Source organism: Streptomyces sp. HUAS MG56, from assembly GCF_058673395.1.
This window is the reverse complement of record NZ_CM178722.1, coordinates 5,965,240-5,989,748: the sequence shown is the minus strand read 5'-3', so window position 1 is coordinate 5,989,748 and position 24,509 is coordinate 5,965,240. Positions and strand designations below refer to the sequence as shown.

At 72.2% G+C, this 24,509-nt stretch carries 22 protein-coding genes; 11 read left to right on the top strand and 11 right to left on the bottom strand.

Annotation, left to right across the window (positions count from 1 at the left end; genetic code table 11):
- Positions 1-43: 43 nt before the first annotated feature.
- The 3 genes from AC4OXY_RS28325 to AC4OXY_RS28315 all read right to left on the bottom strand — a co-directional run bounded on the left by AC4OXY_RS28325 (position 44) and on the right by AC4OXY_RS28315 (position 2,216).
- Positions 44-823, bottom strand: coding sequence for a class I SAM-dependent methyltransferase (locus AC4OXY_RS28325; protein ID WP_491991297.1), 780 nt, complete (start codon positions 821-823; stop codon positions 44-46).
- A gap of 486 nt (positions 824-1,309) precedes the next feature.
- Positions 1,310-1,837 (bottom strand): EamA/RhaT family transporter, encoded by a 528-nt coding sequence (locus AC4OXY_RS28320; protein ID WP_356029136.1) that lies wholly within the window; start codon positions 1,835-1,837, stop codon positions 1,310-1,312.
- 73 nt (positions 1,838-1,910) lie between these two features.
- Positions 1,911-2,216, bottom strand: a complete 306-nt coding sequence (locus AC4OXY_RS28315) for an SH3 domain-containing protein (protein WP_356029137.1) — start codon at positions 2,214-2,216, stop codon at positions 1,911-1,913.
- A 178-nt stretch (positions 2,217-2,394) separates the two neighbouring features.
- On the opposite strand from AC4OXY_RS28315, the gene AC4OXY_RS28310 reads away from it, so the two are divergent.
- Entirely contained in the window at positions 2,395-4,542 is a 2,148-nt protein-coding gene (locus AC4OXY_RS28310) for a serine/threonine-protein kinase (RefSeq protein WP_491991296.1), read from the top strand.
- 96 nt (positions 4,543-4,638) lie between these two features.
- Here the strand turns inward: AC4OXY_RS28310 and ilvD are convergent, their stop codons facing one another.
- From ilvD to AC4OXY_RS28290, 4 genes are all read right to left on the bottom strand, one after another.
- Entirely contained in the window at positions 4,639-6,492 is a 1,854-nt protein-coding gene (gene ilvD / locus AC4OXY_RS28305) for a dihydroxy-acid dehydratase (protein WP_356029141.1), read from the bottom strand.
- A gap of 146 nt (positions 6,493-6,638) precedes the next feature.
- The gene (locus AC4OXY_RS28300) at positions 6,639-7,352 is read right to left on the bottom strand and encodes a TetR/AcrR family transcriptional regulator (protein ID WP_491991295.1); all 714 of its coding nucleotides are present in this window, start codon (positions 7,350-7,352) and stop codon (positions 6,639-6,641) included.
- Entirely contained in the window at positions 7,349-8,161 is an 813-nt protein-coding gene (locus AC4OXY_RS28295; RefSeq protein ID WP_356029145.1) for a sugar phosphate isomerase/epimerase family protein, read from the bottom strand. Before AC4OXY_RS28295 ends, AC4OXY_RS28300 begins: the two co-directional genes overlap by 4 nt.
- Before the next feature lie 154 nt (positions 8,162-8,315).
- Entirely contained in the window at positions 8,316-9,248 is a 933-nt protein-coding gene (locus AC4OXY_RS28290) for a Ppx/GppA family phosphatase (protein ID WP_356029147.1), read from the bottom strand.
- Between the two features lie 155 nt (positions 9,249-9,403).
- Between AC4OXY_RS28290 and AC4OXY_RS28285 the strand changes: the two genes are divergently transcribed.
- Positions 9,404-10,204: a DUF3109 family protein gene (locus AC4OXY_RS28285; protein ID WP_376293823.1), complete on the top strand. Its 801-nt coding sequence runs from the start codon at positions 9,404-9,406 to the stop codon at positions 10,202-10,204.
- A gap of 15 nt (positions 10,205-10,219) precedes the next feature.
- On the opposite strand, the gene AC4OXY_RS28280 is transcribed toward AC4OXY_RS28285, so the two are convergent.
- Positions 10,220-12,031 (bottom strand): BACON domain-containing protein, encoded by a 1,812-nt coding sequence (locus AC4OXY_RS28280; protein ID WP_491991294.1) that lies wholly within the window; start codon positions 12,029-12,031, stop codon positions 10,220-10,222.
- Between the two features lie 195 nt (positions 12,032-12,226).
- Between AC4OXY_RS28280 and radA the strand changes: the two genes are divergently transcribed.
- Together radA and disA are read left to right on the top strand one after the other, a co-directional pair.
- On the top strand, positions 12,227-13,636 hold the full coding sequence (radA, locus tag AC4OXY_RS28275; protein WP_356029152.1) for a DNA repair protein RadA: 1,410 nt from the start codon (positions 12,227-12,229) through the stop codon (positions 13,634-13,636).
- An 80-nt stretch (positions 13,637-13,716) separates the two neighbouring features.
- Positions 13,717-14,841, top strand: coding sequence for a DNA integrity scanning diadenylate cyclase DisA (disA, locus tag AC4OXY_RS28270; protein ID WP_071378492.1), 1,125 nt, complete (start codon positions 13,717-13,719; stop codon positions 14,839-14,841).
- Positions 14,842-14,966: 125 nt separating this feature from the next.
- Here the strand turns inward: disA and AC4OXY_RS28265 are convergent, their stop codons facing one another.
- A complete protein-coding gene (locus tag AC4OXY_RS28265) occupies positions 14,967-15,776 on the bottom strand; it encodes a hypothetical protein (protein WP_491991293.1) in 810 nt (269 codons plus the stop codon).
- A gap of 180 nt (positions 15,777-15,956) precedes the next feature.
- Between AC4OXY_RS28265 and AC4OXY_RS28260 the strand changes: the two genes are divergently transcribed.
- The 5 genes from AC4OXY_RS28260 to cseC all read left to right on the top strand — a co-directional run bounded on the left by AC4OXY_RS28260 (position 15,957) and on the right by cseC (position 20,424).
- A complete protein-coding gene (locus AC4OXY_RS28260) occupies positions 15,957-16,832 on the top strand; it encodes an HhH-GPD family protein (RefSeq protein WP_491991292.1) in 876 nt (291 codons plus the stop codon).
- 279 nt (positions 16,833-17,111) lie between these two features.
- A complete protein-coding gene (locus AC4OXY_RS28255) occupies positions 17,112-17,651 on the top strand; it encodes a SigE family RNA polymerase sigma factor (protein ID WP_030751823.1) in 540 nt (179 codons plus the stop codon).
- On the top strand, positions 17,639-18,295 hold the full coding sequence (locus AC4OXY_RS28250) for a hypothetical protein (protein WP_491991291.1): 657 nt from the start codon (positions 17,639-17,641) through the stop codon (positions 18,293-18,295). Before AC4OXY_RS28255 ends, AC4OXY_RS28250 begins: the two co-directional genes overlap by 13 nt.
- A 57-nt stretch (positions 18,296-18,352) precedes the next feature.
- Positions 18,353-19,057: a two-component system response regulator CseB gene (gene cseB, locus AC4OXY_RS28245; protein ID WP_071385193.1), complete on the top strand. Its 705-nt coding sequence runs from the start codon at positions 18,353-18,355 to the stop codon at positions 19,055-19,057.
- An 11-nt stretch (positions 19,058-19,068) separates the two neighbouring features.
- Positions 19,069-20,424: a two-component system sensor histidine kinase CseC gene (cseC, locus tag AC4OXY_RS28240; RefSeq protein ID WP_376293691.1), complete on the top strand. Its 1,356-nt coding sequence runs from the start codon at positions 19,069-19,071 to the stop codon at positions 20,422-20,424.
- 122 nt (positions 20,425-20,546) lie between these two features.
- Here cseC and AC4OXY_RS28235 read toward each other — a convergent pair whose 3' ends face one another.
- Positions 20,547-22,139, bottom strand: coding sequence for an MDR family MFS transporter (locus AC4OXY_RS28235; protein WP_356029161.1), 1,593 nt, complete (start codon positions 22,137-22,139; stop codon positions 20,547-20,549).
- 126 nt (positions 22,140-22,265) lie between these two features.
- Here AC4OXY_RS28235 and AC4OXY_RS28230 point away from each other — a divergent pair, with 126 nt between their 5' ends.
- Positions 22,266-22,865, top strand: a complete 600-nt coding sequence (locus AC4OXY_RS28230) for a TetR/AcrR family transcriptional regulator (protein WP_356029163.1) — start codon at positions 22,266-22,268, stop codon at positions 22,863-22,865.
- Between the two features lie 13 nt (positions 22,866-22,878).
- On the opposite strand, the gene AC4OXY_RS28225 is transcribed toward AC4OXY_RS28230, so the two are convergent.
- On the bottom strand, positions 22,879-23,427 hold the full coding sequence (locus tag AC4OXY_RS28225; RefSeq protein WP_491991290.1) for a M23 family metallopeptidase: 549 nt from the start codon (positions 23,425-23,427) through the stop codon (positions 22,879-22,881).
- A 407-nt stretch (positions 23,428-23,834) separates the two neighbouring features.
- On the opposite strand from AC4OXY_RS28225, the gene AC4OXY_RS28220 reads away from it, so the two are divergent.
- Entirely contained in the window at positions 23,835-24,467 is a 633-nt protein-coding gene (locus tag AC4OXY_RS28220) for an HAD family acid phosphatase (protein ID WP_356029167.1), read from the top strand.
- Positions 24,468-24,509 lie beyond the last annotated feature (42 nt).

Sequence of the window (24,509 nt, the reverse complement as noted above, 5' to 3'; positions counted from 1 at the left end):
GAATAATTGGGCTGGGCGGCCGTGGAGTCAAGGGGCGTGGGAATCAGAGCCTGCGGGCGACGAGGAGGATGACGTCGTACGTCTCCTCGACCGTCCCGTCCGGGAAGACCTCCAGCAGATGGGCGCGCTCCTCCTCCAGGAAGGCGGTCCTGCGGTCCTCGGGCATCACCAGGAAGTCCGAGTGGCTGCCGACGTTGGCGAGGTGCGCGTCGATCGGGACGCGGCGGCTCCAGCGGACCTCCTCGCGGACGAAGTCCAGGCGCCCGCTGGGGTCGGCCAGGCCGGTGCTTCCCTGGGCCCGGCGCTTCTTGGCGGCGAAGTCCACGCCCAGCAGGCGGCCTTTGCGGTCGGCGGCCTCGCCGATCCAGTCGACGTCGAGGGCGTCGGTGTTCCACCACAGCGCCAGCGCGCCGCCCGGCCGCAGTACGCGCAGGACCTCCGGCACCGACCGGGTGGTGTCCGTCCAGTGCCAGGCCTGGGCGTAGGTGACGAAGTCGGCGTGGGCGCCGGCGACGGGGAGGGCGTTGCCGTTGCCGCGCACGATCGGGATGTGCGGCAGCCTGCGGCGGAACTCGGCGGCCATGCCCTCGCCGGGCTCGACCGCGAGGACGTCGGCGCCGCGGTCGTGCAGGAGGGCGGTGGAGATGCCGGTGCCGGCGCCGACGTCCACGACCTTGGCACCGGTGAGCGAGCGGCCGGCCACTTCCTCGACGGCGTCGAAGAGCGCGGGCGGGTAGGAGGGACGGTGCGCGGCGTACTGGGCGGCCGCGGCGTTGAAGGAGTGGGCGCGGAGGGCGTGTGAGGGGGAGGGCGTCGGGGTCATACGGCCATGGTGGTCGACGCGAGGGGCGGGTGCGGGGGGTTTTCAGGCTGGTGTGGAGAGCTCGGGCGGGGAGCGAGTGCGGGGGCGGGGCGGGCTGCGACACCCGGTCTGGGAGGGCGGCGGTCAACGGGGCGTATGAGGCGAAGCTCCACGCGGGCGCGTGCGACGTCCCGCCGGGTGGGCCCTCCGGGCCTGGGTGCGCCGCGGCGGTCAACAGCCCGCAGGGGCGAAGCCCCGCGCGGGCGGGTGCGCGTCGGGCCCGGGTGCGCCGTAGCCGACACCGGGACGCACGGGCCAAGCCCCCACGCGGGACCGGTACGACGTCACGCCCGGGTGCGCCGCGGCGGGCGCCGTTCCGCAGGGCCGAAGCCTCGCCCGGGAGGGCGCAGTGGCGAAGCCCCGACGCGGGCGGGTGTGGCATCCGGCCGGGTGCGCCGTCGCGGGCGCCGGGGCTCAGGGGCCGAGCCGCACGCACGCGTTGGGGCTTTACTTGCGGCGTTTTTTCTTCGACGGGTTGCCGGTGCGGCGGGCGGTGCGGCGTTCGTGGGCTTCGCGGGCCGTGTCGTACTCCTCGCGGTGGAGCTTTTCGCCGGGGGCCTCGGTGAGGGAGCGGAAGAAGTAGGCGAGGAGAGAGCCGACGAAGCCGATGGCGAGGAGGCCGCGCAGGGAGGCCTGGCGTTGCGGGTCGTGCCGCTTGCCGAAGCCCTCCCAGGTGTTGCGGAAGGCGAGCGCGCTGCAGATCGCGAACATGGCGATGACCAGCACGGTCACGAAGGAGCCGGTGTCGGCGATGCGGATGCCGTCGTAGGCGAAGCGGAGCACCAGGCAGGAGGCGACGGCCGCGGCGAGGGAGCCGACGGCGACGCCGGCGCGGCGGGCCGCGTAGCCGTCGTCGTGGTTGACCCAGGAGGTGCCGAAGAAGCGCAGGGGCTCGGGGCGGGGGCCGCCGCCCTCGGCGGACGTACCGCCCGAGGAGCCCGCCGGGATGTCCGGGGTGCCGGTTTCGTCGCTCACAGGAACGATTATGGCGAACGGGTACGGCGCCGAGTGGGGGCGGGCTCCGGTGGGGTCAGCCGCGGCGACCCGCTCAGCCGCAGCGTGAGGCGACGTAGCCGCTGCTGCCGGTCTGGACGTAGGCGTCGGAGACGTATTCGCCGTTGTCGATGTTGTCCCAGATGTTCGTCGTGCCGTACGGACCGGAGACCGTCGTGCCCGGGGACTGGCAGAAGATCGGGACACGGGTGTTCTCGGGCAGCACGCGGACGATCCCGTAGCTGGTGCCCGGGCCGCTGCGGACGTTCAGACGAACACCCGGGGCGACCGCGTACGTGCGGACGGCCGCCTCCGCAGCCACCGCGCCGCTCTCGGTCTCCTCGGCATTGTCAACAGCCATGTGAATCCTCCCCGTTGAGCCCATGGCCACCATGGGCGTCGGTCATCCCCGTGATCGAGTCGCAGCACAGGTGTGCGCGACTCGCGCGCGCAGGCTAGCAAGCCGCCTCTGTCTCGCACGAGTCATCGACTAGGCTCCGTGCGTCGCGCGCGCGGACGAACAGCACGGGGGTGGTCCCATGGCGCCACGGAGAGACACGGGGGCCGGTGCGGAAGCGGAACTTCCCGAGTACGCCGGCCACTACCGCCTGGAGTCCTCGCTCGGGTCCGGTGGCATGGGTGTCGTCCATCTGGCGCGCAGCACCTCCGGGCTGAAGCTCGCGGTGAAGGTCGTACACGCCGAGTTCGCCAGGGATCCCGAGTTCAGGGGACGCTTCCGGCAGGAGGTGGCCGCGGCCCGGCGGGTGAGCGGTGCCTTCACCGCGCCCGTCGTCGATGCCGATCCGGAGGCCGAACGGCCGTGGATGGCCACTCTGTTCATCCCCGGTCCCACGCTCTCCGAGCACGTCAAGCGGAACGGGCCGATGCCGGCGGCGCAGTTGCGGCGGCTGATGGCCGGGCTCGCCGAGGCCCTGCGGGACATCCACCGGGTCGGCGTCGTGCACCGGGATCTGAAGCCGAGCAACGTGCTGCTGGCCGAGGACGGGCCCAAGGTCATCGACTTCGGCATCTCCCGGCCGAAGGACAGCGAACTGCGCACCGAGACCGGCAAGTTGATCGGTACGCCGCCCTTCATGGCGCCCGAGCAGTTCCGGCGGCCCCGGGAGGTGGGACCGGCGGCGGACATCTTCGCGCTGGGGTCGGTGCTGGTGCACGCGGCCACCGGGCGCGGGCCGTTCGACTCGGACAGCCCGTATGTCGTCGCCTATCAGGTGGTGCACGACGAGCCCGATCTGACCGGGGTGCCGGAGGGGATCGCCGCACTGGTGCTGCGCTGTCTGGCCAAGGAGCCCGAGGACCGGCCGACGCCCGACGAACTGATGCAGGAACTGCGGTCGGTCGCGGCCTCGTACGACACGCAGGCGTTCATACCGGCGCAGCGTACGGGCGGCTGGGCGGCGGACCCGCGGTCCCCTGCCGAGGAGCGGGCCGGTACCGAGGAGCGGGCCGGTGTCGAAGCGCGGCCCGCACTGGCGGGCGGGAGGCGCGTCGGGCGGCGGGTCGGCAGGAGGGTGGCCGTGGGAGCCGGGGCGCTCGCGCTCGTCGTGGCCGCCGCACTGGCCTCGGTCCAGCTGATCGGGGGCACCGGTCCCCGGCCGGCCGGTACGAGCCCGCACACCAGGGCCGCCGCGTTCAGCTCCTGGCACACCGAGCCGGCGCCCGGGGCCACGGGGATGCCGCAGTGTGCGTACGGGGCGGGGACGGTGCTCTGCGCGCGGACCGGTGCCGCCTTCGCCCTCTCCCCCGGCGACGGAAAGCTCCTGTGGCGCCGTTCCACCGCTGCCGAGCCCGTCTGCGGACCACCGGTGCTCGCCGACTCCCTCGTGCAGTTCTGCACAGCCGGCGCCTCCCTGCTGACGGCACGCGACCCGCGCTCCGGCGACCAGGCGTGGAGTCGGCGTCTGCCGCGCGGAACGACGGTCCGGTACGCCGGCGCCACGGCCCTGATCGCGGGCGCCGACGGGACGGTCACCGGCGTGGACGGCAGGTCGGGCCGTACGACATGGCACCGGCGCCTGCCCGGCTTCAGCACGCCCTCCCTCGCCTCGTTCCCCGGGGATCCGGCGGCGTACGCGACCGGCCTGTCCCTGGACGGGACGCACACGCGCGTGGCCGCCGTGGACCCGGAGACCGGCGCGGTGCGGTGGGAGACGACGCTGAACGGGGTGTTGGAACCCGTGGGCAGCCAGGGCGGCTCCCTGTTCCTCCTGTCCGTCGACACGGCCTCCGCGGCCACGAACGCCGTGGTCCGCTACACCCCGGACGCGAAGACGTCGCGTCGGGTGGCGCTGCCGGTCCCGCGCCTGTCACCGCAGGCCACCGCGTACGGCGACACGGTGTACCTGCTGTCCGCGGGTGGCGCGCTGGAGGCCGTCGACCTGGCCGCGGGCAAGCAGCTCTGGCATCTGGAGACGTCCGTCAGCCGTGGGTCGGCCCCGGTGTCCGACGGCGCGCATGTCTACTTCACCGCGGCCGACGGGCGTCTGCTGGCCGTCGACGCGCGCGGCGGGCGCCTCGTCGGGCAGACTCCGGCGCGGCTCGGCGCCGACGCGGGCGTGGTCACCGCAGACCTGCCGGCGCCTGTGGTCGTCGGCGGTCACGTCTACGCCGGTGCCCCCGACGGAACCGTGTTCGGGGTGGCCGCGCGCGATCCGGCCGGGTGGTGAGCCGTACCGGCATGCGAAGGGGCCGCCCCACCGGGAGCGGCCCCTTTTCCGTGTCTTGCGTACGCGGCCTTTCGTACGGGGCTCAGCCCGGCTCGGTCACGCCAGCTTGGTCACGTCGCGCACCGCGCCCCTGTCCGCGCTGGTCGCCATGGCGGCGTAGGCGCGCAGGGCGGCCGAGACCTTGCGTTCGCGGTTCCGGGGGGCGTAGGCGCCGTTCAACGCCTGCTCGCGGCGGGCCAGTTCGGCCTCGTCGACCAGCAGCTCGATGGTGCGGTTCGGGATGTCGATGCGGATGCGGTCGCCGTCCTGGACCAGGGCGATGGTGCCGCCGGAGGCCGCCTCGGGGGAGGCGTGGCCGATGGAGAGACCGGACGTGCCGCCGGAGAAGCGGCCGTCGGTGATCAGGGCGCAGGTCTTGCCGAGGCCGCGGCCCTTCAGGTACGAGGTCGGGTAGAGCATCTCCTGCATGCCGGGGCCGCCCTTGGGGCCCTCGTAGCGGATGACGACGACGTCGCCGTCCTTGACCTCGTGGGTGAGGATGCGCTGGACGGCCTCCTCCTGGGACTCGCAGACGACCGCCGGGCCCTCGAAGGTCCAGATCGACTCGTCCACGCCGGCCGTCTTCACCACGCAACCGTCGACCGCGAGGTTGCCCTTGAGGACCGCGAGGCCGCCGTCCTTGGAGTACGCGTGCTCGGCGGAGCGGATGCAGCCGCCCTCGGCGTCGTCGTCCAGGGACTCCCAGCGCTCGGACTGCGAGAAGGCCTCGGCGGAGCGGACGCAGCCCGGGGCCGCGTGCCACAGCTCGACCGCCTCCGGGGAGGGCGAGCCGCCCCGGACGTCCCAGGTCTTCAGCCAGTCGGCCAGGGACGGGCTGTGGACCGCGTGCACGTCCTCGTTGAGCAGGCCCGCGCGGTGCAGCTCGCCGAGCAGGGCGGGGATGCCGCCGGCGCGGTGCACGTCCTCCATGTAGTACGTGCGGTTCTTCGCGACGTTGGGAGCCACCTTCGCCAGGCACGGCACCCGGCGCGAGACGGCGTCGATCTGCTCCAGGCCGAAGGGGACGCCCGCCTCCTGGGCGGCGGCCAGCAGGTGCAGGATCGTGTTGGTGGAGCCGCCCATCGCGATGTCCAGGGCCATGGCGTTCTCGAAGGCCTGGAAGGTGGCGACGTTGAGGGGGAGGACGGAGTCGTCGTCCTGCTCGTAGTAGCGGCGGGTGAGGTCCATGACCGTGCGCGCCGCGTCCTCGTAGAGGCGGCGGCGGGCGGTGTGGGTGGCGAGGACCGAGCCGTTGCCCGGGAGGGAGAGGCCGATGGCCTCGGTCAGGCAGTTCATCGAGTTGGCGGTGAACATGCCGGAACAGCTGCCGCAGGTCGGGCAGGCGCTCTCCTCGATGCGGAGGATGTCCTCGTCGGAGATCTTGTCGTTGACGGCGTCGGAGATCGCGTCGACCAGGTCGAGCGTGCGGACCGTGCCGTCGACCAGCGTGGCCCGGCCGGACTCCATCGGGCCGCCGGAGACGAAGACGGTCGGGATGTTGAGGCGCAGGGCGGCCATCAGCATGCCCGGGGTGATCTTGTCGCAGTTGGAGATGCAGACCAGGGCGTCGGCGCAGTGGGCCTCCACCATGTACTCCACCGAGTCCGCGATCAGGTCGCGGGAGGGCAGGCTGTACAGCATGCCGCCGTGGCCCATGGCGATGCCGTCGTCGACCGCGATCGTGTTGAACTCGCGCGGGATGCCGCCCGCCTGCGTGATCGCCTCGCTGACGATCCGGCCGACCGGCTGGAGGTGGGTGTGGCCCGGCACGAACTCGGTGAAGGAGTTCGCGACCGCGATGATCGGCTTCCGGCCGATGTCCGCACCGGGTACACCGGAGGCGCGCATCAGGGCGCGGGCGCCCGCCATGTTGCGGCCGTGGGTGACTGTGCGGGACCTCAGCTCGGGCATCGTCGCTCGCTCCTTCAGTGACCTTCTGGTTCTGCGTCCAGAGAGTGTCCAGAGAGTTCTGGCTGCCTATGAGCCTACGCCGACGCTCCAAGGGATGGACACGGTTGTCCGGAATACGGGACGCCCATTTCACCCGTCGGTGCGTCTCACCCGTTTGTGAGGTGGTGCTGTACGACGGGGGCGACGCGGGCGACGATCTGCTCCAGGTCCGCCGACGCCAGCGGTTCCAGCTTGACCACGTAGCGCATCATCGCCACGCCCACCAGCTGGGCGGCGGCCAGCTCGGCGCGCAGCTCCCGGTCCGGCAGGTCCACCTGGGCGGCGATCCGGCGCATCAGCTGGGTGGCGATCAGGCGGCGGAACACGGCGGCCGCGGTGTCGTTGTTGACGGCCGAGCGGAGGATGGCCAGCAGCGGGGTACGGGACGTGGGGTTCTCCCAGACGCCGAAGACGAAGCGGGTCAGCCGCTCCCCCATCCCCTCCAGGGAGCCGGCGGCCACCGCGTCGGGGGCGTTCAGCGCGGGCGCGAAGGCGACGGCGACGGCCGCCTCGAAGACCTGCTCCTTGGTGCCGAAGTAGTGGTGGACCAGCGCGGAGTCGACGCCGGCCGCCTTGGCGATGCCGCGGACGGAGGTCTTCTCGTAGCCGCGCTCGGAGAACTCCTCGCGGGCCGCGCCGAGGATGCGGTCGCGGGTGCCGGCGGACTCCGTGCGCGGGGGACGGCCCCGTCGGCGGGCAGGCGGTTCGTCCGCCGTGGAGGAGCCGGCGGGAGGTCCGCCGGAGGGGCCGGTGGGAGGTCCGGCGGAAGGGCCGGTGGGGGGCTCGGCCGGGGATCCCGCTGGGGGCTGCTTCTCGCTCATCGCCGGGGCACCCGTACCGCCGAGGCCAGGTGTTTGCGGGTGAAGGCCAGGGCCTCGGCGAGATCGGCCTCGCGCTCGGCGCCGGACATCGCCCGGCGGGTGTTGACCTCGATCACGACATGGCCGTCGAAACCGGAGAGGACGAGGTGTTCCAGCAGCTCGGCGCAGGGCTGGGTGCCGCGGCCGGGCACCAGGTGCTCGTCCTTGGCGGAGCCCCTGCCGTCGGCCAGGTGGACGTGGCCGAGCCGGTCGCCCATGCGGCCGACCATCTCCAGCGCGTCGGTGCGGGCCGTCGCCGTGTGGCTGAGGTCGACCGTGAAGTGCCGGTAGTCGTGCTGGGTGACGTCCCAGTCGGGGGCGTACGCGAGCATCTCGCGGTCGCGGTAGCGCCACGGGTACATGTTCTCGACCGCGAACCGTACGTCCGTCTCGTCCGCCATCCGCCAGATCCCGTCGACGAAGTCGCGCGCGTACTGCCGCTGCCAGCGGAAGGGCGGGTGGACGACGACGGTGGAGGCACCCAGCTTCTCGGCGGCCGCCCGGGCCCGCTGGAGCTTGACCCAGGGGTCCGTCGACCAGACCCGCTGGGTGATCAGCAGACAGGGGGCGTGCACGGCCAGGACCGGGATGCCGTGGTAGTCCGACAGGCGGCGCAGCGCCTCGATGTCCTGGCTGACCGGGTCGGTCCACACCATGACCTCGACACCGTCGTACCCGAGGCGCGCGGCGATCTCGAAGGCCGTCGCCGTGGACTCCGGGTAGACGGAGGCTGTCGACAGCGCGACGGGGACGTCCCTTGGTTCGGCCACGTCGGTCACCTTACGGGGTTCGACCTTGAGGGTGCCGGGTGCCTGTTCGCCGTTGTGAGGTTTGCCATTCGGGCGGGTGCGGGTGTGTGGTGGGTCGCTCGCGCTCACGCGGCGGAGCCGCACATCGGCACAGCCCCGCGCCCCTCACGGGGCGCTATGCGGATCCCATGTGATCCAGGCGTCGCAGGATCACGCCCTCCCGCAGGGCCCACGGGCAGACCTCCAGGCTCTCCACGCCGAAGAGATCCATCGCGCCCTCGGCGACCAGGGCGCCCGCCAGCAGCTGGCCGGCGCGGCCCTCCGAGACTCCGGGCAGTTCGCCGCGCTGTTCCGCGGTCATGGAGGCCAGCCGGGGGACCCAGGCCTCCAGGGACTCGCGCTTGAGCTCGCGCTGGACGTAGAGGCCCTCGGCGCTGCGGGCGGCGCCGGCGATGCGGGCGAGCTGCTTGAAGGTCTTGGAGGTGGCGACCACGTGGTCGGGGGTGCCGAGGCGGCTGAATTCGCCGACGGAGCGGGCGATCTCCGTGCGCACATGGCGGCGCAGGGCGCGGATGTCCTCGGCGGCGGGCGGGTCGCCGGGCAGCCAGCCCGCGGTGAGCCGGCCGGCGCCGAGCGGCAGGGAGACGGCGGCGTCCGGCTCCTCGTCTATGCCGTAGGCGATCTCCAGGGAGCCCCCGCCGATGTCCAGGACCAGCAGCTTCCCCGCCGACCAGCCGAACCAGCGGCGTACGGCGAGGAAGGTGAGGCGGGCCTCCTCGGCGCCGCTGAGGACCTGGAGTCGTACGCCGGTCTCGGCCTCCACGCGCGCGAGGACGTCGTCCGCGTTGACCGCCTCGCGGACGGCGGAGGTCGCGAACGGCAGCAGGTCCTCGACGCCCTTGTCCTCGGCGGCCTGGAGGGCGTCCTGTACGACGGCGACGAGCCGGTGGATGCCGTCGTCGCCGATGGCACCGCTGTCGTCGAGGAGTTGGGCGAGCCGAAGGTCGGCCTTGTGCGAATGCGCGGGCAGCGGGCGCGCGCCGGGGTGGGCGTCCACCACCAGCAGATGCACCGTGTTCGAACCCACATCCAGGACACCGAGTCTCATATACGGAACGCTACTGCCAGATCCGCGGTCGACGGTCCCCGGAGCGGGCGTGGGCCACTTACCCTGGTCATGTGCCAAAGACGAAAAAGGCGAAGGACCCCAAATCCTCCAAGGCATTGAAGGATGAGGAGTCCGCGCAGGCGAAGGCGTCGTCCATGTCGAAGAAGTCCAAGAAGTCCAAGACGTCCGATCAGGCCGCGAAGGCGAGCGACGAGAAGGGGCTCGACTTCGCGCGCGCGTGGGTGGAGTTTCCTGACCCGGCGGACGACGAGCAGATCTTCCGCTGTGATCTGACATGGCTCACCTCTCGCTGGAACTGCATCTTCGGCAGCGGCTGCCAGGGCATCCAGGCGGGCCGCGCGGACGACGGGTGCTGCTCGCTGGGCGCGCACTTCTCCGACGAGGACGACGAGAAGCGGGTCGCCGAGCATGTGGCGCGGCTCACTCCGGACATCTGGCAGCACCACGCCGAGGGCACGCGGAACGGCTGGGTGTCGAAGGACGAGGAGGGCTCCCGGCAGACCCGGCCGTACCAGGGCTCGTGCATCTTCCAGAACCGGCCCGGCTTCGCGGGCGGCGCGGGCTGCTCGCTGCACATCCTGGCGCTGAAGGAGGGCCGGGAGCCGCTGGAGACCAAGCCGGACGTGTGCTGGCAGCTGCCGATCCGCCGGACGTACGACTGGATCGACCGGCCCGACGACACGCGCGTGCTCCAGGTGTCCATCGGGGAGTACGACCGCCGGGGCTGGGGTCCGGGCGGCCATGACCTGCACTGGTGGTGCACCTCGGCGACGTCGGCGCACGGCGCGGGCGAGCCGGTGTACGTGTCCTACCGGCCCGAGCTGACCGAGCTGATGGGCAAGGCGGGGTACGACCGTCTCGTCGAGCTGTGCGAGGCGCGGCTGGCCTCGCAGCTGCCACTGGTCGCCCCCCACCCCGCCGACCCGGCCCCGTAACGCCACCGCCACCCCCTAGCTGCCCGACGGGCTCGGCGTGTCGCTGCCGGAGGCTGTCGGGGGCGGTGACGGCGAGGCCGGGGGCGTCGGTGTGGGGCTCGGGGCCGTCGGAGGGGTGGACGGCGGAGTGGCCGGTGGAGTGGAGGGCGGGGTCGTGGGGGGTGCGGTCGGCGGGGTGGGCTGAGCGGAGGACGGCGGGGGCGCGGGGGGTGTCGGGCGCGTCGGGGCCGTGCCGTAGCCGTCGATCGTGACCACCGTGCCCGCCGGGGCGACCGCCACCTGTGCGTGCCAGTGGCCGGAGGGCTCGCGGAGGTGGTCGACGTAGACCTTGATCGTCGACGTCCCGCCGGGGGCGAGGGTTCCCGAGGACCGGCTGAGGTAGAGCCAGCCGACGGCGGTGGACGCGGACCAGCGGACCGGGGCGGTGCCCGATGCCGCGAGGGTGATCAGCGTGGTGTCGCCGTCGTTGGCGGCGGTCACGTCCAGGCGGCCGGCGCCCTGCCGCCCCGCTCCGGTGACGCTGACGACCTCCACCGAGACGTCCGCCTTGCCGTTCCTGCCGCCGTGGGCGCCGGGCCGCACGCTGGCGTTCCCCGCGTTCTCGTAGCCGCCGCCCGCGTCGTCGGCGAGGGCGTCGGGACCCTGCGCCTCGCTCGTGGAGGGCGAGCGGCCCTCGCCCTCCGCCGTGGGGGCACCCCGGTAGGCGGCCCACAGGGCCAGGACGGGGGCGGCGACCACCGTGGCGACGACCGTCGTCGTCACGGCACGCGCGCGGAGCCGGTCGCGGCGCGCCGCGCGGTCCTTGGGGTCCATCGGGAAGCCGCGCCGGTCGAACCGGGGAACGTCGGCGCCACGCGCGCGTGCGTGGTGCGCGAACGCCCTGTGCAGGTCCGCGCGGGGTGCTTCCAGGACGGGCAGCTCGGCGGGGGTGACCGTGGTGCCGGGCCAGCGCCCGGGGGCGGCGGCGCGCTCGGCGGTGCGGCGGCAGCGCGGGCAGTCGTCGACGTGCCGGACCAGCTCGCGGCGCAGCGCGGTGCTCAGGACGAGCCGGCTGTCGCCGGTGAGGTGGGCCACGCCCGGACAGCCGCCGGCCTCGACCACGGCCAGGGCCGCGCGGGTGCGCTCGACCTCGCAGGCGGCGGAGGCGAGCAGCTCGCGCGCGGCGGCGACCGCCATGCCGAGGACGGCGGCGACCTCGTGGGCGCCGAGGTGGTGGCGGACCGCGAGTTCCAGGGCCTCGCGCTGCTCCGGGGTGGTGCCGGCGGCCTCCGGCCAGGCCAGCAGGGCGAGTTCGCGGCGCCGCTGCTCCTGGGGCTCCGGGGCGAGGGCCGGATCGGAACCCTGTCCCGCCGCCGGGCCGGCGGCCCCTTTCCCCGCGGCTCCTTTCCCCGCGGTCCCGCCGGCTTCGCCCGCGGCCGCCCCGCCCGCTCCCGCCGGCGCCGGGCGGCCCGCCGCGTGGGTGGCCTGACGTTTCTCCTTGGCCTCGGTCAGCCCGCGCAGGCACGCCCAGCGGGCCAGTGCGTACAGCCAGGCCCTGCGGTCGGCCGCGGCCTCCGGGACGCGGTGCGCGCGCCGCTCGGCCAGGGCGAGGACGTCGCGGAGGGCGGCGGTGGCGGCGTCGTGGTCGCACAGCACCGACAGGCAGTAGGTGAACAGTCCGTCCAGGTACGGCTCGTAGCGCGTCGGCATGCGGTGGGCGAGGGTACGCGCGGCGGCACGGTCGCGCCCCTCCCGCTCCTCGCGTGCCTCGCGTGTTTCGCGCGCCGCGTGGTGCGTCCGGTGCGCTCCGGTGGTGCGGGTCGTGGTCTCCGGACTGCTGCTCATCACCTGTGCGACCGTAGGCGGCCCCGGAGTGCCCCTCCTTTATCCTTGAGCTCTTTTAATCCGTACGGGTGAAACGATCCCTCATAAGGGGACAGGAACCCTTTGTTCCGCGACTCGGGGAGGTCCGCGGCCCGGTCCGGAGGCGTCCGTGGCCCGGTCCCGGGACCGGTTGTCAGTGCCGCGGGCTACGGTTTCCGCATGGCTGCCCGTACCAAGACGACCAAGGACCGCCCGTCCTACCGCTGCACGGAGTGCGGCTGGCAGACGGCCAAGTGGCTCGGCCGCTGCCCCGAATGCCAGGCGTGGGGCACCGTCGAGGAGTACGGCGCGCCCGCGGTCCGTACGACGGCACCGGGCCGCGTCACGAACTCCGCGCTGCCCATCGGCCAGGTCGACGGCCGCCAGGCCACCGCCCGCACGACCGGCGTGCCCGAGCTGGACCGGGTGCTCGGCGGCGGCCTGGTGCCCGGCGCGGTCGTGCTGCTCGCGGGCGAGCCCGGCGTCGGCAAGTCCACCCTGCTGCTGGACGTGGCCGCCAAGTCCGCGAGCGCCGAGCACCGCACGCTCTACGTCACGGGCGAGGAGTCGGCGAGCCAGGTGCGGCTGCGCGCGGACCGCATCGGCGCGCTGCACGACGAGCTGTATCTGGCCGCCGAGACCGATCTGGCCGCCGTCCTCGGCCACTTGGACGAGGTGAAGCCCTCCCTGCTGATCCTGGACTCGGTGCAGACGGTCGCCTCCCCTCAGATCGAGGGTGCGCCCGGCGGCATGGCCCAGGTGCGGGAGGTGGCCGGGGCGCTCATCCGTGCCTCCAAGGAACGCGGCATGTCCACGCTCCTCGTGGGCCACGTCACGAAGGACGGCGCGATCGCGGGCCCCCGCCTCCTCGAACACCTCGTGGACGTCGTCCTGCACTTCGAGGGCGACCGGCACGCGCGCCTGCGCCTGGTGCGCGGGGTGAAGAACCGCTACGGCGCCACGGACGAGGTCGGCTGCTTCGAGCTGCACGACGAGGGCATCACCGGCCTGGCCGACCCCAGCGGCCTGTTCCTGACCCGGCGGGCCGAGCCGGTGCCGGGCACCTGCCTGACCGTCACCCTGGAGGGCCGCCGCCCGCTGGTGGCCGAGGTGCAGGCCCTGACCGTCGACTCCCAGATCCCCTCCCCGCGCCGGACGACCTCGGGCCTGGAGACCTCCCGGGTGTCGATGATGCTGGCGGTGCTGGAGCAGCGCGGGCGGATCAGCGCGCTCGGCAAGCGGGACATCTACTCGGCGACGGTGGGCGGGGTGAAGCTGTCCGAGCCCGCCGCCGACCTCGCCATCGCGCTGGCGCTCGCCTCCGCCGCGAGCGACACCCCGCTGCCGAAGAACCTGGTGGCCATCGGCGAGGTGGGCCTCGCGGGCGAGGTCAGACGGGTCACGGGCGTGCAGCGCCGGCTCACCGAGGCGCACCGGCTGGGCTTCACGCACGCGCTCGTGCCGACCGATCCGGGCAAGGTGCCGCCCGGTATGAAGGTCCTGGAAGTGGCGGACATGGGGGACGCGCTGCGGGTCCTGCCGCGCTCGCGTCGCCGAGAGGCCCCGCGGGAGACGGAGGAGCGCCGGTAGACTTTGCCCAGGTCTCGCCCGTCCGTGCGAACAGAGTACGGGTGCGGGGGCGCGTCAGAACCTGCGACCGGAGGAGTGCAGTGGCAGCCAACGACCGGGCAGCAGCTCCCGGAAAGATCGGTGGGAGTGCCGGTTCCGATGGCCTGATGCGCGCCTCGCTGAGCGCCGTGGCTCCCGGTACGGGCCTGCGCGACGGCCTTGAGCGCGTGCTGCGCGGCAACACCGGCGGGCTGATCGTCCTCGGCTCGGACAAGACGGTCGAGGCGATGTGCACGGGCGGTTTCGTGCTGGACGTGGAGTTCACCGCGACCCGGCTGCGCGAACTGTGCAAGCTGGACGGCGGCATCGTGCTCTCGTCGGACCTGTCGAAGATCCTGCGCGCGGGCGTGCAGCTGGTGCCGGACCCGACGATCCCGACGGAGGAGACGGGCACACGGCACCGTACGGCGGACCGGGTGAGCAAGCAGGTCGGCTTCCCCGTGGTCTCCGTCTCCCAGTCGATGCGCCTGATCGCCCTGTACGTCGACGGTCAGCGCCGCGTTCTGGAGGACTCGGCGGCGATCCTGTCCCGTGCGAACCAGGCACTGGCCACGCTGGAGCGGTACAAGCTCCGCCTGGACGAGGTGGCGGGCACGCTGTCGGCGCTGGAGATCGAGGACCTGGTGACGGTCCGGGACGTCTCCGCCGTCGCCCAGCGGCTGGAGATGGTCCGCCGCATCGCCACCGAGATCGCCGAGTACGTGGTCGAACTGGGCACGGACGGCCGCCTCCTGGCCCTCCAGCTGGAGGAGTTGATCGCGGGCGTCGAGCCGGACCGCGAGCTGGTCGTGCGGGACTACGTCCCCGAGCCGACGGCGAAGCGCTCCCGCACGGTCGAGGAGGCGCTGTCCGAGCTGGACGCGCTGACCCACGGGGAGCTGCTCGAACTGGGCACGGTGGCGCGTGCGCTGGGCTACACCGGGTCCCCCGAGACGCTGGACTCGGCGGTCTCCCCGCGGGGCTTCCGGCTGCTGGCCAAGGTCCCGCGGCTGCCGGGCGCGATCATCGACCGGCTGGTGGAGCACTTCGGCGGCCTGCAGAAGCTGCTCGCCGCGAGCGTCGACGACCTCCAGACCGTGGACGGCGTGGGCGAGGCCCGCGCCCGGAGCGTGCGCGAGGGCCTGTCACGGCTGGCGGAGTCTTCCATTCTGGAGCGGTACGTCTGAGTCGCCTGACAGCTCAGCGGGTTCCGCCGGGTCACGGCTACCGGTCCGTCGTGGTTGCGCGCGCCCACGCGGCGGAGCCGCATGCCGACACAGCCCCGCGCCCCTGACGGGGCGCTGCGGGCGCCCTAGTCCGCCGACAGCACGAACGAAGCCTGCCGCTTGCCGAAGCCCGGGGCGCTGGCCTCCAGCAGATACGTGTCCGCCTTCGCCGAGCCCGCCGCAGGCGTCGCGCACTGCGCGGCGCTCGGCTTGCGGTCCCACGTCACCGTGTACGTGATGCTCTGCCCCGCCGGCACCCGGAAGACGAGGCTCGCCGCGCCCTTGGGGCAGTCGGACGACGTCCAGAACGCGTCCCTGCCGGACGACGGCGTGATGGTCAACACCGCGTTCTTCGGCCCGAGATCGATCTTGCAGTCGGCCGATGAGCTGTTCTTCGCGGTGAGTTCGAAGGTCGGCGTCTGGTCCGGCGAGTAGGAGTTGTGCAGGCTCTTCAGGCTCAACGCCACTGCGGAGGACGTGCAGTTGGGCAGCGAGGAGGACGCCGGGAGCGCGTCGCCCGCGACGACCGTACCGCCGCCCGCCGCGCCCGAGGACGAGCCGCCGCCGGACCCCGGGCCGCCGGAGGAGTCCGCGGATCCGGAACCGCCGTCGCCGCCCGACCCGGAGTCGCCCGCGCTGCTGCCGCCGCTCGACTCGTCGCGCCCGCCCGGGTGTTGGCTGATCGCGGGCCCGGACGAGGAAGGGCCCGGCGTGATGGTGTTCGCGGGATTCTTGCCGTTGGACGCGTCGCTGTTCTTCTTGCCGCCTCCGCCGCCGGCGGTGACGACCAGCGTGATCACCAGCGCCAGCACGGCGACCACGGCCAGCATGACGGCCCTCCTTCGCCAGTAGATGGAGGAGGGAAGCGGCCCGACCGGATTGCGCAGAGATCCCACGGCCCAAACCTTACGAGAGAACGGCGCACTGTCTTGTGCCACCCGCCGCTCCGGTACCAACTTTTCCGGATCATCATCCCGGTAACTGCCGTAACAGTCAGGGTTCTTCACCTTTCGGTACGCTCGGTGATCGCGCCGTCACCCACCCTGCCCGCTCAGGCGTGGCAGGATCGGAAGGCCATGACTGAGAAGCTCCACACCCCCGTGATCGCCTGGTTCGACACCCACGCCCGCGACCTCCCCTGGCGCCGCCCGCAGGCGGGTCCGTGGGGTGTGATGGTCAGCGAGTTCATGCTCCAGCAGACCCCGGTCAGCCGGGTGCTGCCCGTCTACGAGGAGTGGCTGGCCCGCTGGCCGCGCCCGGCCGATCTCGCCAAGGAGGCGCCGGGCGAGGCGGTGCGCGCCTGGGGCCGCCTCGGCTATCCGCGCCGGGCCCTGCGGCTGCACGGCGCGGCGGTGGCCATAGCGGAGCGGCACGGCGGGGACGTACCCACGGACCACGCGCAGCTGCTGGCCCTGCCCGGGATCGGCGAGTACACGGCCGCGGCCGTCGCCTCCTTCGCGTACGGTCAGCGGCACGCGGTGCTGGACACGAATGTGCGCCGGGTCTTCGCGCGCGCGGTGACCGGGGTGCAGTACCCGCCGAACGCGACGACGGCCGCCGAGCGCAGGCTCGCGCGCGAGCTGCTGCCGAAGGACGAGGGGACGGCCGCACGCTGGGCCGCCGCCTCCATGGAGCTGGGCGCGCTGGTGTGCACGGCGAAGAACGAGGGGTGCGCGCGCTGCCCGATCGCGGCGCAGTGCGCGTGGCGGCTGGCGGGCAAGCCGGAGCACACGGGGCCGCCGCGGCGCGGACAGACGTACGCGGGGACGGACCGCCAGGTGCGCGGCAAGCTGCTGGCGGTCCTGCGCGAGGCGCACGCGCCGGTGCCGCAGGCGACGCTGGACCGGGTGTGGCACGAGCCGGTGCAGCGGGCCCGCGCGCTCGACGGGCTCGTCACGGACGGTCTGGTGGAGCCGCTGCCCGGCGGCCTGTACCGGCTGCCGCTCAGCTGACGGACAGTCACATCACAGCGACCGCCCCCCGTTACCGAGCACCAATCCCCACAAAGCACCCCATAAAGGGACATAGCGAACACCCCTTTTACCCCCCACCGCCTTCCGTTACACAACCGACGGATAGCCGATTGCTAGCCGAAGGCTGGCTCGCACAGCGCCGTGACAACCACTGCCTAACTTCGTTTCTGTGCCCGGCAGACCACCGGGACACGGGGAACGCAAGACGCAGGACTTCAGGCGCGAGCCGGAGTGAACGGGGAACGGAGGCGGTTGATCATGGCGCAGGGCGAGGTGCTCGAATTCGAGGAGTACGTCCGCACCCGGCAGGACGCGCTGCTGCGCAGCGCGCGCCGACTGGTTCCGGACCCTGTCGACGCACAGGACCTGCTCCAGACCGCGCTGGTGCGCACGTACGGCCGCTGGGAGGGCATCGCCGACAAGCGGCTCGCCGACGCCTATCTGCGCCGTGTCATGATCAACACCCGGACCGAGTGGTGGCGGGCGCGCAAGCTGGAGGAGGTCCCGACCGAGCAGCTGCCGGACGCGTCCGTGGACGACTCCACCGAGCAGCACGCCGACCGGGCCCTGCTGATGGATGTCATGAAGGTGCTCGCGCCGAAACAGCGCAGTGTTGTAGTACTGCGACACTGGGAGCAGATGTCCACGGAGGAGACGGCCGCCGCCCTCGGCATGTCGGCCGGTACGGTCAAGAGCACGCTGCACAGGGCGCTCGCCCGGCTCCGCGAGGAGCTGGAGGCCCGCGATCTGGACGCACGCGCGCTGGAGCGTGAGGAGCGGGAGCGTTGCGCGGCCTGACACAGGCCGGGCCCGAGCGGGCCCCAGGCGGTGCACAGGCGGTGATCACGGTGGGGGCCGTGCTCGCCGCCCTCGCCCTTTTGGTCGCCGCGTGCGGCACGGGGGGCACGGGCGCCCGGGACGAGGGCCCGGCACATGCCTCGGCGGTGGCGGGGGCCGTCGCCTCGCCGTCGGCGAGCCCGTCCGGCACGTACAAGCGGGTGGACGCGGTGACGCTGGTCAAGGACGACCCCCAGGTCTCCACGACGGTCAAGAGCGAGCTGAAGCCGTGCAGCGGCGAGGAGTACCCGGTCGACGTCACCTACGGCCAGCTCACCGGCGGCTCGACGGACGACGTCGTCGTGAACGTGCTGACCTGCGCCGACGCGGTCGGCATCGGGTCGTATGTGTACCGGGACGTGGGCGGGACGTACAAGAATGTCTTCAAGACCGAGGAATCGCCGGTCTACGCGGAGGTCGACCAGGGCCTGCTGACCGTCACCAAGCAGGTCTACAAGAAGGGCGATCCGATCTCCAGCCCGTCCGGCGAGGATGTGATCACCTACGACTGGACCGGGGGCCGCTTCGTCGGACGGCCACCGGTGCACACCGACTACGGCAAGACCGGCGCGGGCACCGAGTCGACACCCCCGCCCGACAACTGACCACGACCACCGACCGCCCACGACCACCGACCGAGCACGAGGACTGAGAGCACCGGGATGGCAGACCAGACCCACGTCCTGTTCGTCGAGGACGACGACGTCATCCGCGAGGCCACCCAGCTCGCCCTGGAGCGCGACGGCTTCGCGGTCACCGCGATGCCCGACGGCCTGTCCGGCCTGGAGGCGTTCCGGGCCGACCGTCCCGACATCGCGCTGCTCGACGTCATGGTCCCGGGCCTGGACGGCGTCAGCCTGTGCCGCCGCATCCGCGACGAGTCGACCGTGCCGGTGATCATGCTGTCCGCGCGCGCCGACTCCATCGACGTCGTCCTCGGCCTGGAGGCCGGCGCCGACGACTATGTGACCAAGCCGTTCGACGGCGCCGTCCTGGTCGCCCGGATCCGGGCGGTGCTGCGCCGCTTCGGGCACGCGGGCGGGGGCGCGCAGGGCGAGCAGCCCGCCGACGAGGTGACCGGCGGTGTGCTCAGCTTCGGCGACCTGGAGATCGACACCGAGGGCATGGAGGTGCGCCGGGCCGGGCAGCCGGTCGCGCTCACCCCGACCGAGATGCGCCTGCTGCTGGAGTTCTCCTCCGCGCCGGGCACGGTGCTCTCCCGCGACAAGCTGCTGGAGCGTGTGTGGGACTACGGCTGGGGCGGGGACACCCGGGTCGTCGACGTGCATGTGCAGCGGCTGCGCCAGAAGATCGGCCAGGACCGGATCGAGACGGTCCGCGGCTTCGGCTACAAGCTGAAGGCCTGAGCGAGGCGCACATGTGGGGGTTCCTTCGGCGACCGATGCTGCGCATGGAGCGCATGGACCTGCGCACCGGGCTCAGATGGAAGCTCAGCGCGGCCATCGCCCTGGTGGCCGGGCTCGTGGCGATCGTGCTGAGCCTGGTCGTGCACAACGCGGCCCGGGTCTCGATGCTGGACAACGCGCGTCAGCTGGCCAACGACCGCGTCCAGATCGCCCAGCGCAACTACGAGCTGAACCGTCGCCCCAACTTCCCCAACATCAAGCTCGACGACCCCGACCTGCCGGACGCGCTGCGCGAGAAGCTCGAAGAGGGCCGGATGGTCAGCGACGTCTCCGACCACGCCGGCCGGGCGGACATCTGGGCGGCCGTGCCGGTCAAGGACGGGCACGTGCTGTCGTACCACAGCCATCTGCCGGATCCCTCGGCCGAGATGCTGAACGATCTCGACCAGGCGCTGATCATCGGCTCGGTCTCGGTCGTCCTCGGCGGCAGCGCGCTCGGCGTGCTGATCGGCGGCCAGCTCTCCCGGCGGCTGCGCAAGGCGGCGGCGGCCGCGAACATGGTCGCCAAGGGCGAGACCGACGTGCGGGTGCGCGAGGCCATCGGCGGGGTCGTACGGGACGAGACCGACGACCTCGCGCGCGCGGTGGACGCCATGGCGGACGCGCTGCGCCAGCGGCTGGAGGCCGAGCGCCGGGTCACCGCCGACATCGCGCACGAGCTGCGCACCCCGGTGACCGGCCTGCTCACGGCCGCCGAACTGCTCCCTCCCGGCCGCCCGACGGAACTCGTCCTGGACCGGGCGAAGGCGATGCGCACGCTGGTCGAGGACGTGCTGGAGGTGGCCCGCCTCGACGGCGCGTCGGAGCGGGCCGAGCTCCAGGACATCATGCTCGGCGAGTTCGTCACCCGGCGTGTGGCGGCCAAGAACCCGGACATCGCCGTACAGGTGGTGCACGAGTCGGAGGTCACCACGGACCCGCGTCGCCTGGAGCGGGTGCTGTTCAACCTCCTCGCCAACGCGGCCCGGCACGGCCGCCCGCCGGTCGAGGTGACCGTCGAGGGCCGCGTCATCCGCATAAGGGACCACGGCCCCGGCTTCCCCGAGGAACTCCTCGCGGAGGGCCCGAGCCGCTTCCGCACGGGCAGCAAGGACCGCGCCGGCCAGGGCCACGGGCTGGGCCTCACGATCGCGGCCGGCCAGGCCCGCGTCCTCGGCGCCCGCCTGACCTTCCGCAACATCCGCCCCGCCGGCTCCCCGCCCCACCTCCCGGCGGAGGGCGCGGTGGCGGTGCTGTGGCTGCCGGAACACGCGCCGACGGCGACGGGGAGCTATCCGATGCTGCCGCTGTCGGGGGGAAGCAGCTGATTCGGCGGTACGGCGCCCCTGGCGACGGGCCGCCGAGCGGAAAGGGAAGCTGAGCGGAAAAGGAAGAAGACCCCGGGGCGGACACCGGCCGGGGTCTTCGGTTCAGGGTGAGGCGGGTGGGATCAGACGGCCTCGACCATCACCGGCGCGGCGGCGTCCTCGCCCTCCGGCGACGGCTTGGCGCCTGCGCCCCGCAGCGGGACCTCCTTCACGAACACCGCCGCGGCCAGCACGAGGACCGCGATCGCCGCGCCCAGCAGGAACGCCGAGTGCGTACCGGCGGAGACGGCGTGCTGGTAGGCCTCCCGGATCATCGGCGGCAGCTTCTGCAGGCTCTTGGCGTCCAGCGCCGCGCTCTTCTCGGTCATGTGCTTGCCGGCCGTACCGGCCCGCTCGGCCATGACGTGCTTGACCCGGTCGTTGAACAGCGCGCCCATGATGGCGACACCGAAGGACGAGCCGAGCGTACGGAACAGGGTGGTGGACGAGGACGCGACGCCCATGTCCTTCATCTCCACGCTGTTCTGCGCGACCAGCATGGTGATCTGCATCAGGCAGCCCATGCCGAGGCCGAGGACGGCCATGTAGATGCCGGAGGTCAGCCGGGTCGTACCGGTGTCCATGGTGGACAGCAGGTACAGACCGACGGCCATCAGGACACCGCCGACGATCGGGAAGGCCTTGTAGCGGCCGCTGTTGGTGGTGACCCGGCCCGCGACCATCGAGGTCACCAGCATCGCGCCGAGCATCGGCAGGAGCAGCAGACCGGAGTTGGTCGCGGACGCGCCCTGCACCGACTGCTGGTACAGCGGCAGGTAGAGCGTCGCGCCGAACATCACGAAGCCGGTGATGAAGCCGATGAAGGACATCAGCGTGAAGTTGCGGTTCCGGAAGATGTGCAGCGGCAGCACGGGCTCGGCGGCCCTGGTCTGCCAGAACACGAACCCGACCAGCGAGGCCACGCCGATGGCGATCAGCTCCATGATCCGCGCGGAGGTCCAGGCGTACTCGCTGCCGCCCCAGGTGGTGACCAGCACGATCGAGGTGATGCCGACGGTCAGCAGGACGACACCGAGGTAGTCGATGCCCGCCTTGGCCCGCTTCTTCGGCAGGTGCAGCACGGCGCTGACCAGCGCGAGCGCGACGGCGCCGAGCGGCAGGTTGATGTAGAAGGCCCAGCGCCAGCCCCAGTTGTCGGTGATGGTGCCGCCGACCAGCGGGCCGCCGATCATCGCCAGCGCCATGACGCCGGCCATCATGCCCTGGTACTTGCCGCGCTCCCGCGGCGGGATCAGGTCGCCGATGATCGCCATGACGCCGACCATCAGACCGCCGGCGCCGAGGCCCTGCACGGCGCGGAAGCCGATCAGCTGCCCCATGTTCTGGGCCATGCCGCTGAGGGCGGAGCCGGCCAGGAAGATCACGATCGAGCTGAGGAAGGACCCCTTGCGCCCGTACATGTCGCCGAGCTTGCCCCAGATCGGGGTCGAGGCCGCGGTGGCCAGGGTGTAGCCGGTGACCACCCAGGACAGGTGCTCCAGGCCGCCCAGTTCACCCACGATCGTCGGCATCGCCGTACCCACGATCATGTTGTCGAGCATCGCGAGCATCATCGCGATCATCAGCGCGAGCAGCACGACCCGCACGCTCTTGGGCTGTTTGCCCTCGATTGCGGGCTGTTGGCCCGCGGTGGCGCTTTCTACGGTGTCCGCCATCTTTCTTTCCATTCCCCCTGCGGCTTCTACTTACTTGCCGCCCGGCTAGTTGACTACACTGTGGAAGGTAGACCTGTCACTAGCCGGGCGTCAAGTAAGTTTCGTGGGAGCGCAAGGAGTACGAGGATGGGCGGCACGATGGACGGCACGAAACAGCAGCGCCGCGGCAACACCCGCCAGCGCATCCAGGACGTGGCGCTCGAACTCTTCGCGGAGCAGGGCTACGAGAAGACCTCGCTGCGCGAGATCGCCGAGCGTCTCGACGTCACGAAGGCAGCCCTGTACTACCACTTCAAGACGAAGGAAGAGATCATCGTCAGCCTCTTCGAGGACCTGACGAAACCGATGGCGGAACTGATCGAGTGGGGCCGGGGGCAGCCGTCCACCCTCGACACGAAGCGGGAGATCATCCGCCGCTACAGCGCGGCCCTCGCCGAGGCGGAGCCGCTGTTCCGCTTCATGCAGGAGAACCAGGCGACGGTACGGGAACTGCGCATCGGCGACATCTTCAAGGACCGGATGCGGGGCCTGCGGGACATCCTCATCGACCCCGGCGCCGACCTCGTCGACCAGGTGCGCTCCGTCAGCGCGATGTTCACGCTGCACGCCGGGATGTTCGCGATGCAGGACCTGGAGGGAGACGTGGAGAAGAAGCGCGCGGCCACGCTCGCGGTCTCCCTGGACCTGATCACCCAGGCCCACGAACACGCCTGCCGGCGCACGTAGGCGGTGTCGCCGCTCAGAAGGTGACGCCCTTGCCGCGCAGGAAGGCGGCGGGGTCGACGGCGGAGCCGTGGTTCGGGGTCGTACGGATCTCGAAGTGCAGGTGCGGACCGGTGGAGTTGCCGGTGGAGCCGGACAGCGCGATGCGCTGGCCGGCCTTGACGGCATGGCCGGCCTTGACGTCGATCCGGGACAGGTGCGCGTACTGCGAGTACGCGCCGCTGCCGTGCCTGATCACGACGGCGTTGCCGTACGCGGGGCCGTCGCCGGCGCCGTTCGGGCCGGCCTTGACGACGGTGCCGCCGTGCGCGGCGGCGACGGCGGTGCCGGTCGGCACGGCGAAGTCCAGACCGCTGTGCTTGGTCTGCCACATGCCGCCGGCCTGCATGAAGCGGGCCGACAGCGTGTACTTCTTCACCGGGTCGACCCAACCGGCCGACGGCGCGGCCGCGCTCGCGACCCCGGTCCCCACGACGGCCAGGGACCCCACCGCGGCGGCCAGGACGGTCACGCGGGCGCGGAGCGAGGACGTACGGGAAGAACGGGACGTGACGCGCTGGAACATCGAAACCTCGTGACCTCGGGGACAGAGCGGCCACCCGGCGAACGGACGTCCCTCCGGGCGGCCACTCCTTGGTAGCCCAGCACCCCGCCCACCCCAGAACGCCTCTCCTACGGCGCCCGGTAGTAGATGCCACCGCCCCGAGGCCGCCGTTCTTTACCCACGAGCTCCGGACATGACGTTCTCTTTGTCGGCCCTTTACCCGTCCGGCCGGCTCCACTGTCCGGGCTAGTAGCGGGCGAATCGCCTGTGCGGCTTATCACCGGGTTCCCCGTCGGCGATCACGTGAATGTGACGCACACCCCCTGGGCGCCTACCGTTCAGTAACCCTACGGTTCCCCTCACGCCACCCTCGCCTCAGATCATGCCCCTGACATTCAGGACCCGTCCGCGTGAGAGGACCCCCACCGATGACCAGAGGCTCCTGGGCTCGCCGTATCTCCGCCACCGCCGTCTCCGTGGCCGCCTTGGCCGCTCTGGCCGCCCCGGCCCAGGCCGCGACCACGAGCAGCACCGCGGCCGACACCACCGCCACCGCGACGGCCACGAAGGTGGACTACGCGACCTGGCAGAAGGACTGCCAGACGGTGATGGACCAGGCCCTGCCGTACCTGAAGGAGCGCATCGCCGCCGCCGAGCCGGGCGAGAAGCAGGCGATCGTCTTCGACATCGACAACACCACGCTGGAGACCGACTACGGCTTCAGCTTCCCCCAGCCGGCCAACAAGCCCGTGCTGAACGTCGCGAAGTACGCCCAGGAGCACGGCGTCTCGCTCTTCTTCGTCACGGCCCGCCCGGGCATCATCGAAGAGCCCACCGAGTGGAACCTGAAGTACGACGGCTACGACGTCTCCGGCCTCTACGTCCGCGGCCTGTTCGACCTCTTCAAGGACGTCGCCGCCTACAAGACGGCCCAGCGCGTCGACATCGAGAACAAGGGCTACACGATCATCGCGAACATCGGCAACAGCGCCACCGACCTCTCCGGCGGCCACGCCGAGAAGACCTTCAAGCTCCCCGACTACAACGGGCAGTTGTCCTGACGACCGTCGGCGCTTGATCTCCGGATGTGCTGAAGGGGCCGG

Coding starts and splice junctions, on each gene's coding strand:
- AC4OXY_RS28325 (WP_491991297.1), bottom strand. CDS start 823: ATGACCCCGACGCCCTCCCCCTCACACGCCCTCCGCGCCCACTCCTTC.
- AC4OXY_RS28315 (WP_356029137.1), bottom strand. CDS start 2,216: ATGGCTGTTGACAATGCCGAGGAGACCGAGAGCGGCGCGGTGGCTGCG.
- AC4OXY_RS28310 (WP_491991296.1), top strand. CDS start 2,395: ATGGCGCCACGGAGAGACACGGGGGCCGGTGCGGAAGCGGAACTTCCC.
- ilvD (WP_356029141.1), bottom strand. CDS start 6,492: ATGCCCGAGCTGAGGTCCCGCACAGTCACCCACGGCCGCAACATGGCG.
- AC4OXY_RS28300 (WP_491991295.1), bottom strand. CDS start 7,352: ATGAGCGAGAAGCAGCCCCCAGCGGGATCCCCGGCCGAGCCCCCCACC.
- AC4OXY_RS28290 (WP_356029147.1), bottom strand. CDS start 9,248: ATGAGACTCGGTGTCCTGGATGTGGGTTCGAACACGGTGCATCTGCTG.
- AC4OXY_RS28285 (WP_376293823.1), top strand. CDS start 9,404: ATGTCGAAGAAGTCCAAGAAGTCCAAGACGTCCGATCAGGCCGCGAAG.
- radA (WP_356029152.1), top strand. CDS start 12,227: ATGGCTGCCCGTACCAAGACGACCAAGGACCGCCCGTCCTACCGCTGC.
- AC4OXY_RS28260 (WP_491991292.1), top strand. CDS start 15,957: ATGACTGAGAAGCTCCACACCCCCGTGATCGCCTGGTTCGACACCCAC.
- AC4OXY_RS28255 (WP_030751823.1), top strand. CDS start 17,112: ATGGCGCAGGGCGAGGTGCTCGAATTCGAGGAGTACGTCCGCACCCGG.
- cseB (WP_071385193.1), top strand. CDS start 18,353: ATGGCAGACCAGACCCACGTCCTGTTCGTCGAGGACGACGACGTCATC.
- cseC (WP_376293691.1), top strand. CDS start 19,069: ATGTGGGGGTTCCTTCGGCGACCGATGCTGCGCATGGAGCGCATGGAC.
- AC4OXY_RS28235 (WP_356029161.1), bottom strand. CDS start 22,139: ATGGCGGACACCGTAGAAAGCGCCACCGCGGGCCAACAGCCCGCAATC.
- AC4OXY_RS28230 (WP_356029163.1), top strand. CDS start 22,266: ATGGGCGGCACGATGGACGGCACGAAACAGCAGCGCCGCGGCAACACC.
- AC4OXY_RS28225 (WP_491991290.1), bottom strand. CDS start 23,427: ATGTTCCAGCGCGTCACGTCCCGTTCTTCCCGTACGTCCTCGCTCCGC.
- AC4OXY_RS28220 (WP_356029167.1), top strand. CDS start 23,835: ATGACCAGAGGCTCCTGGGCTCGCCGTATCTCCGCCACCGCCGTCTCC.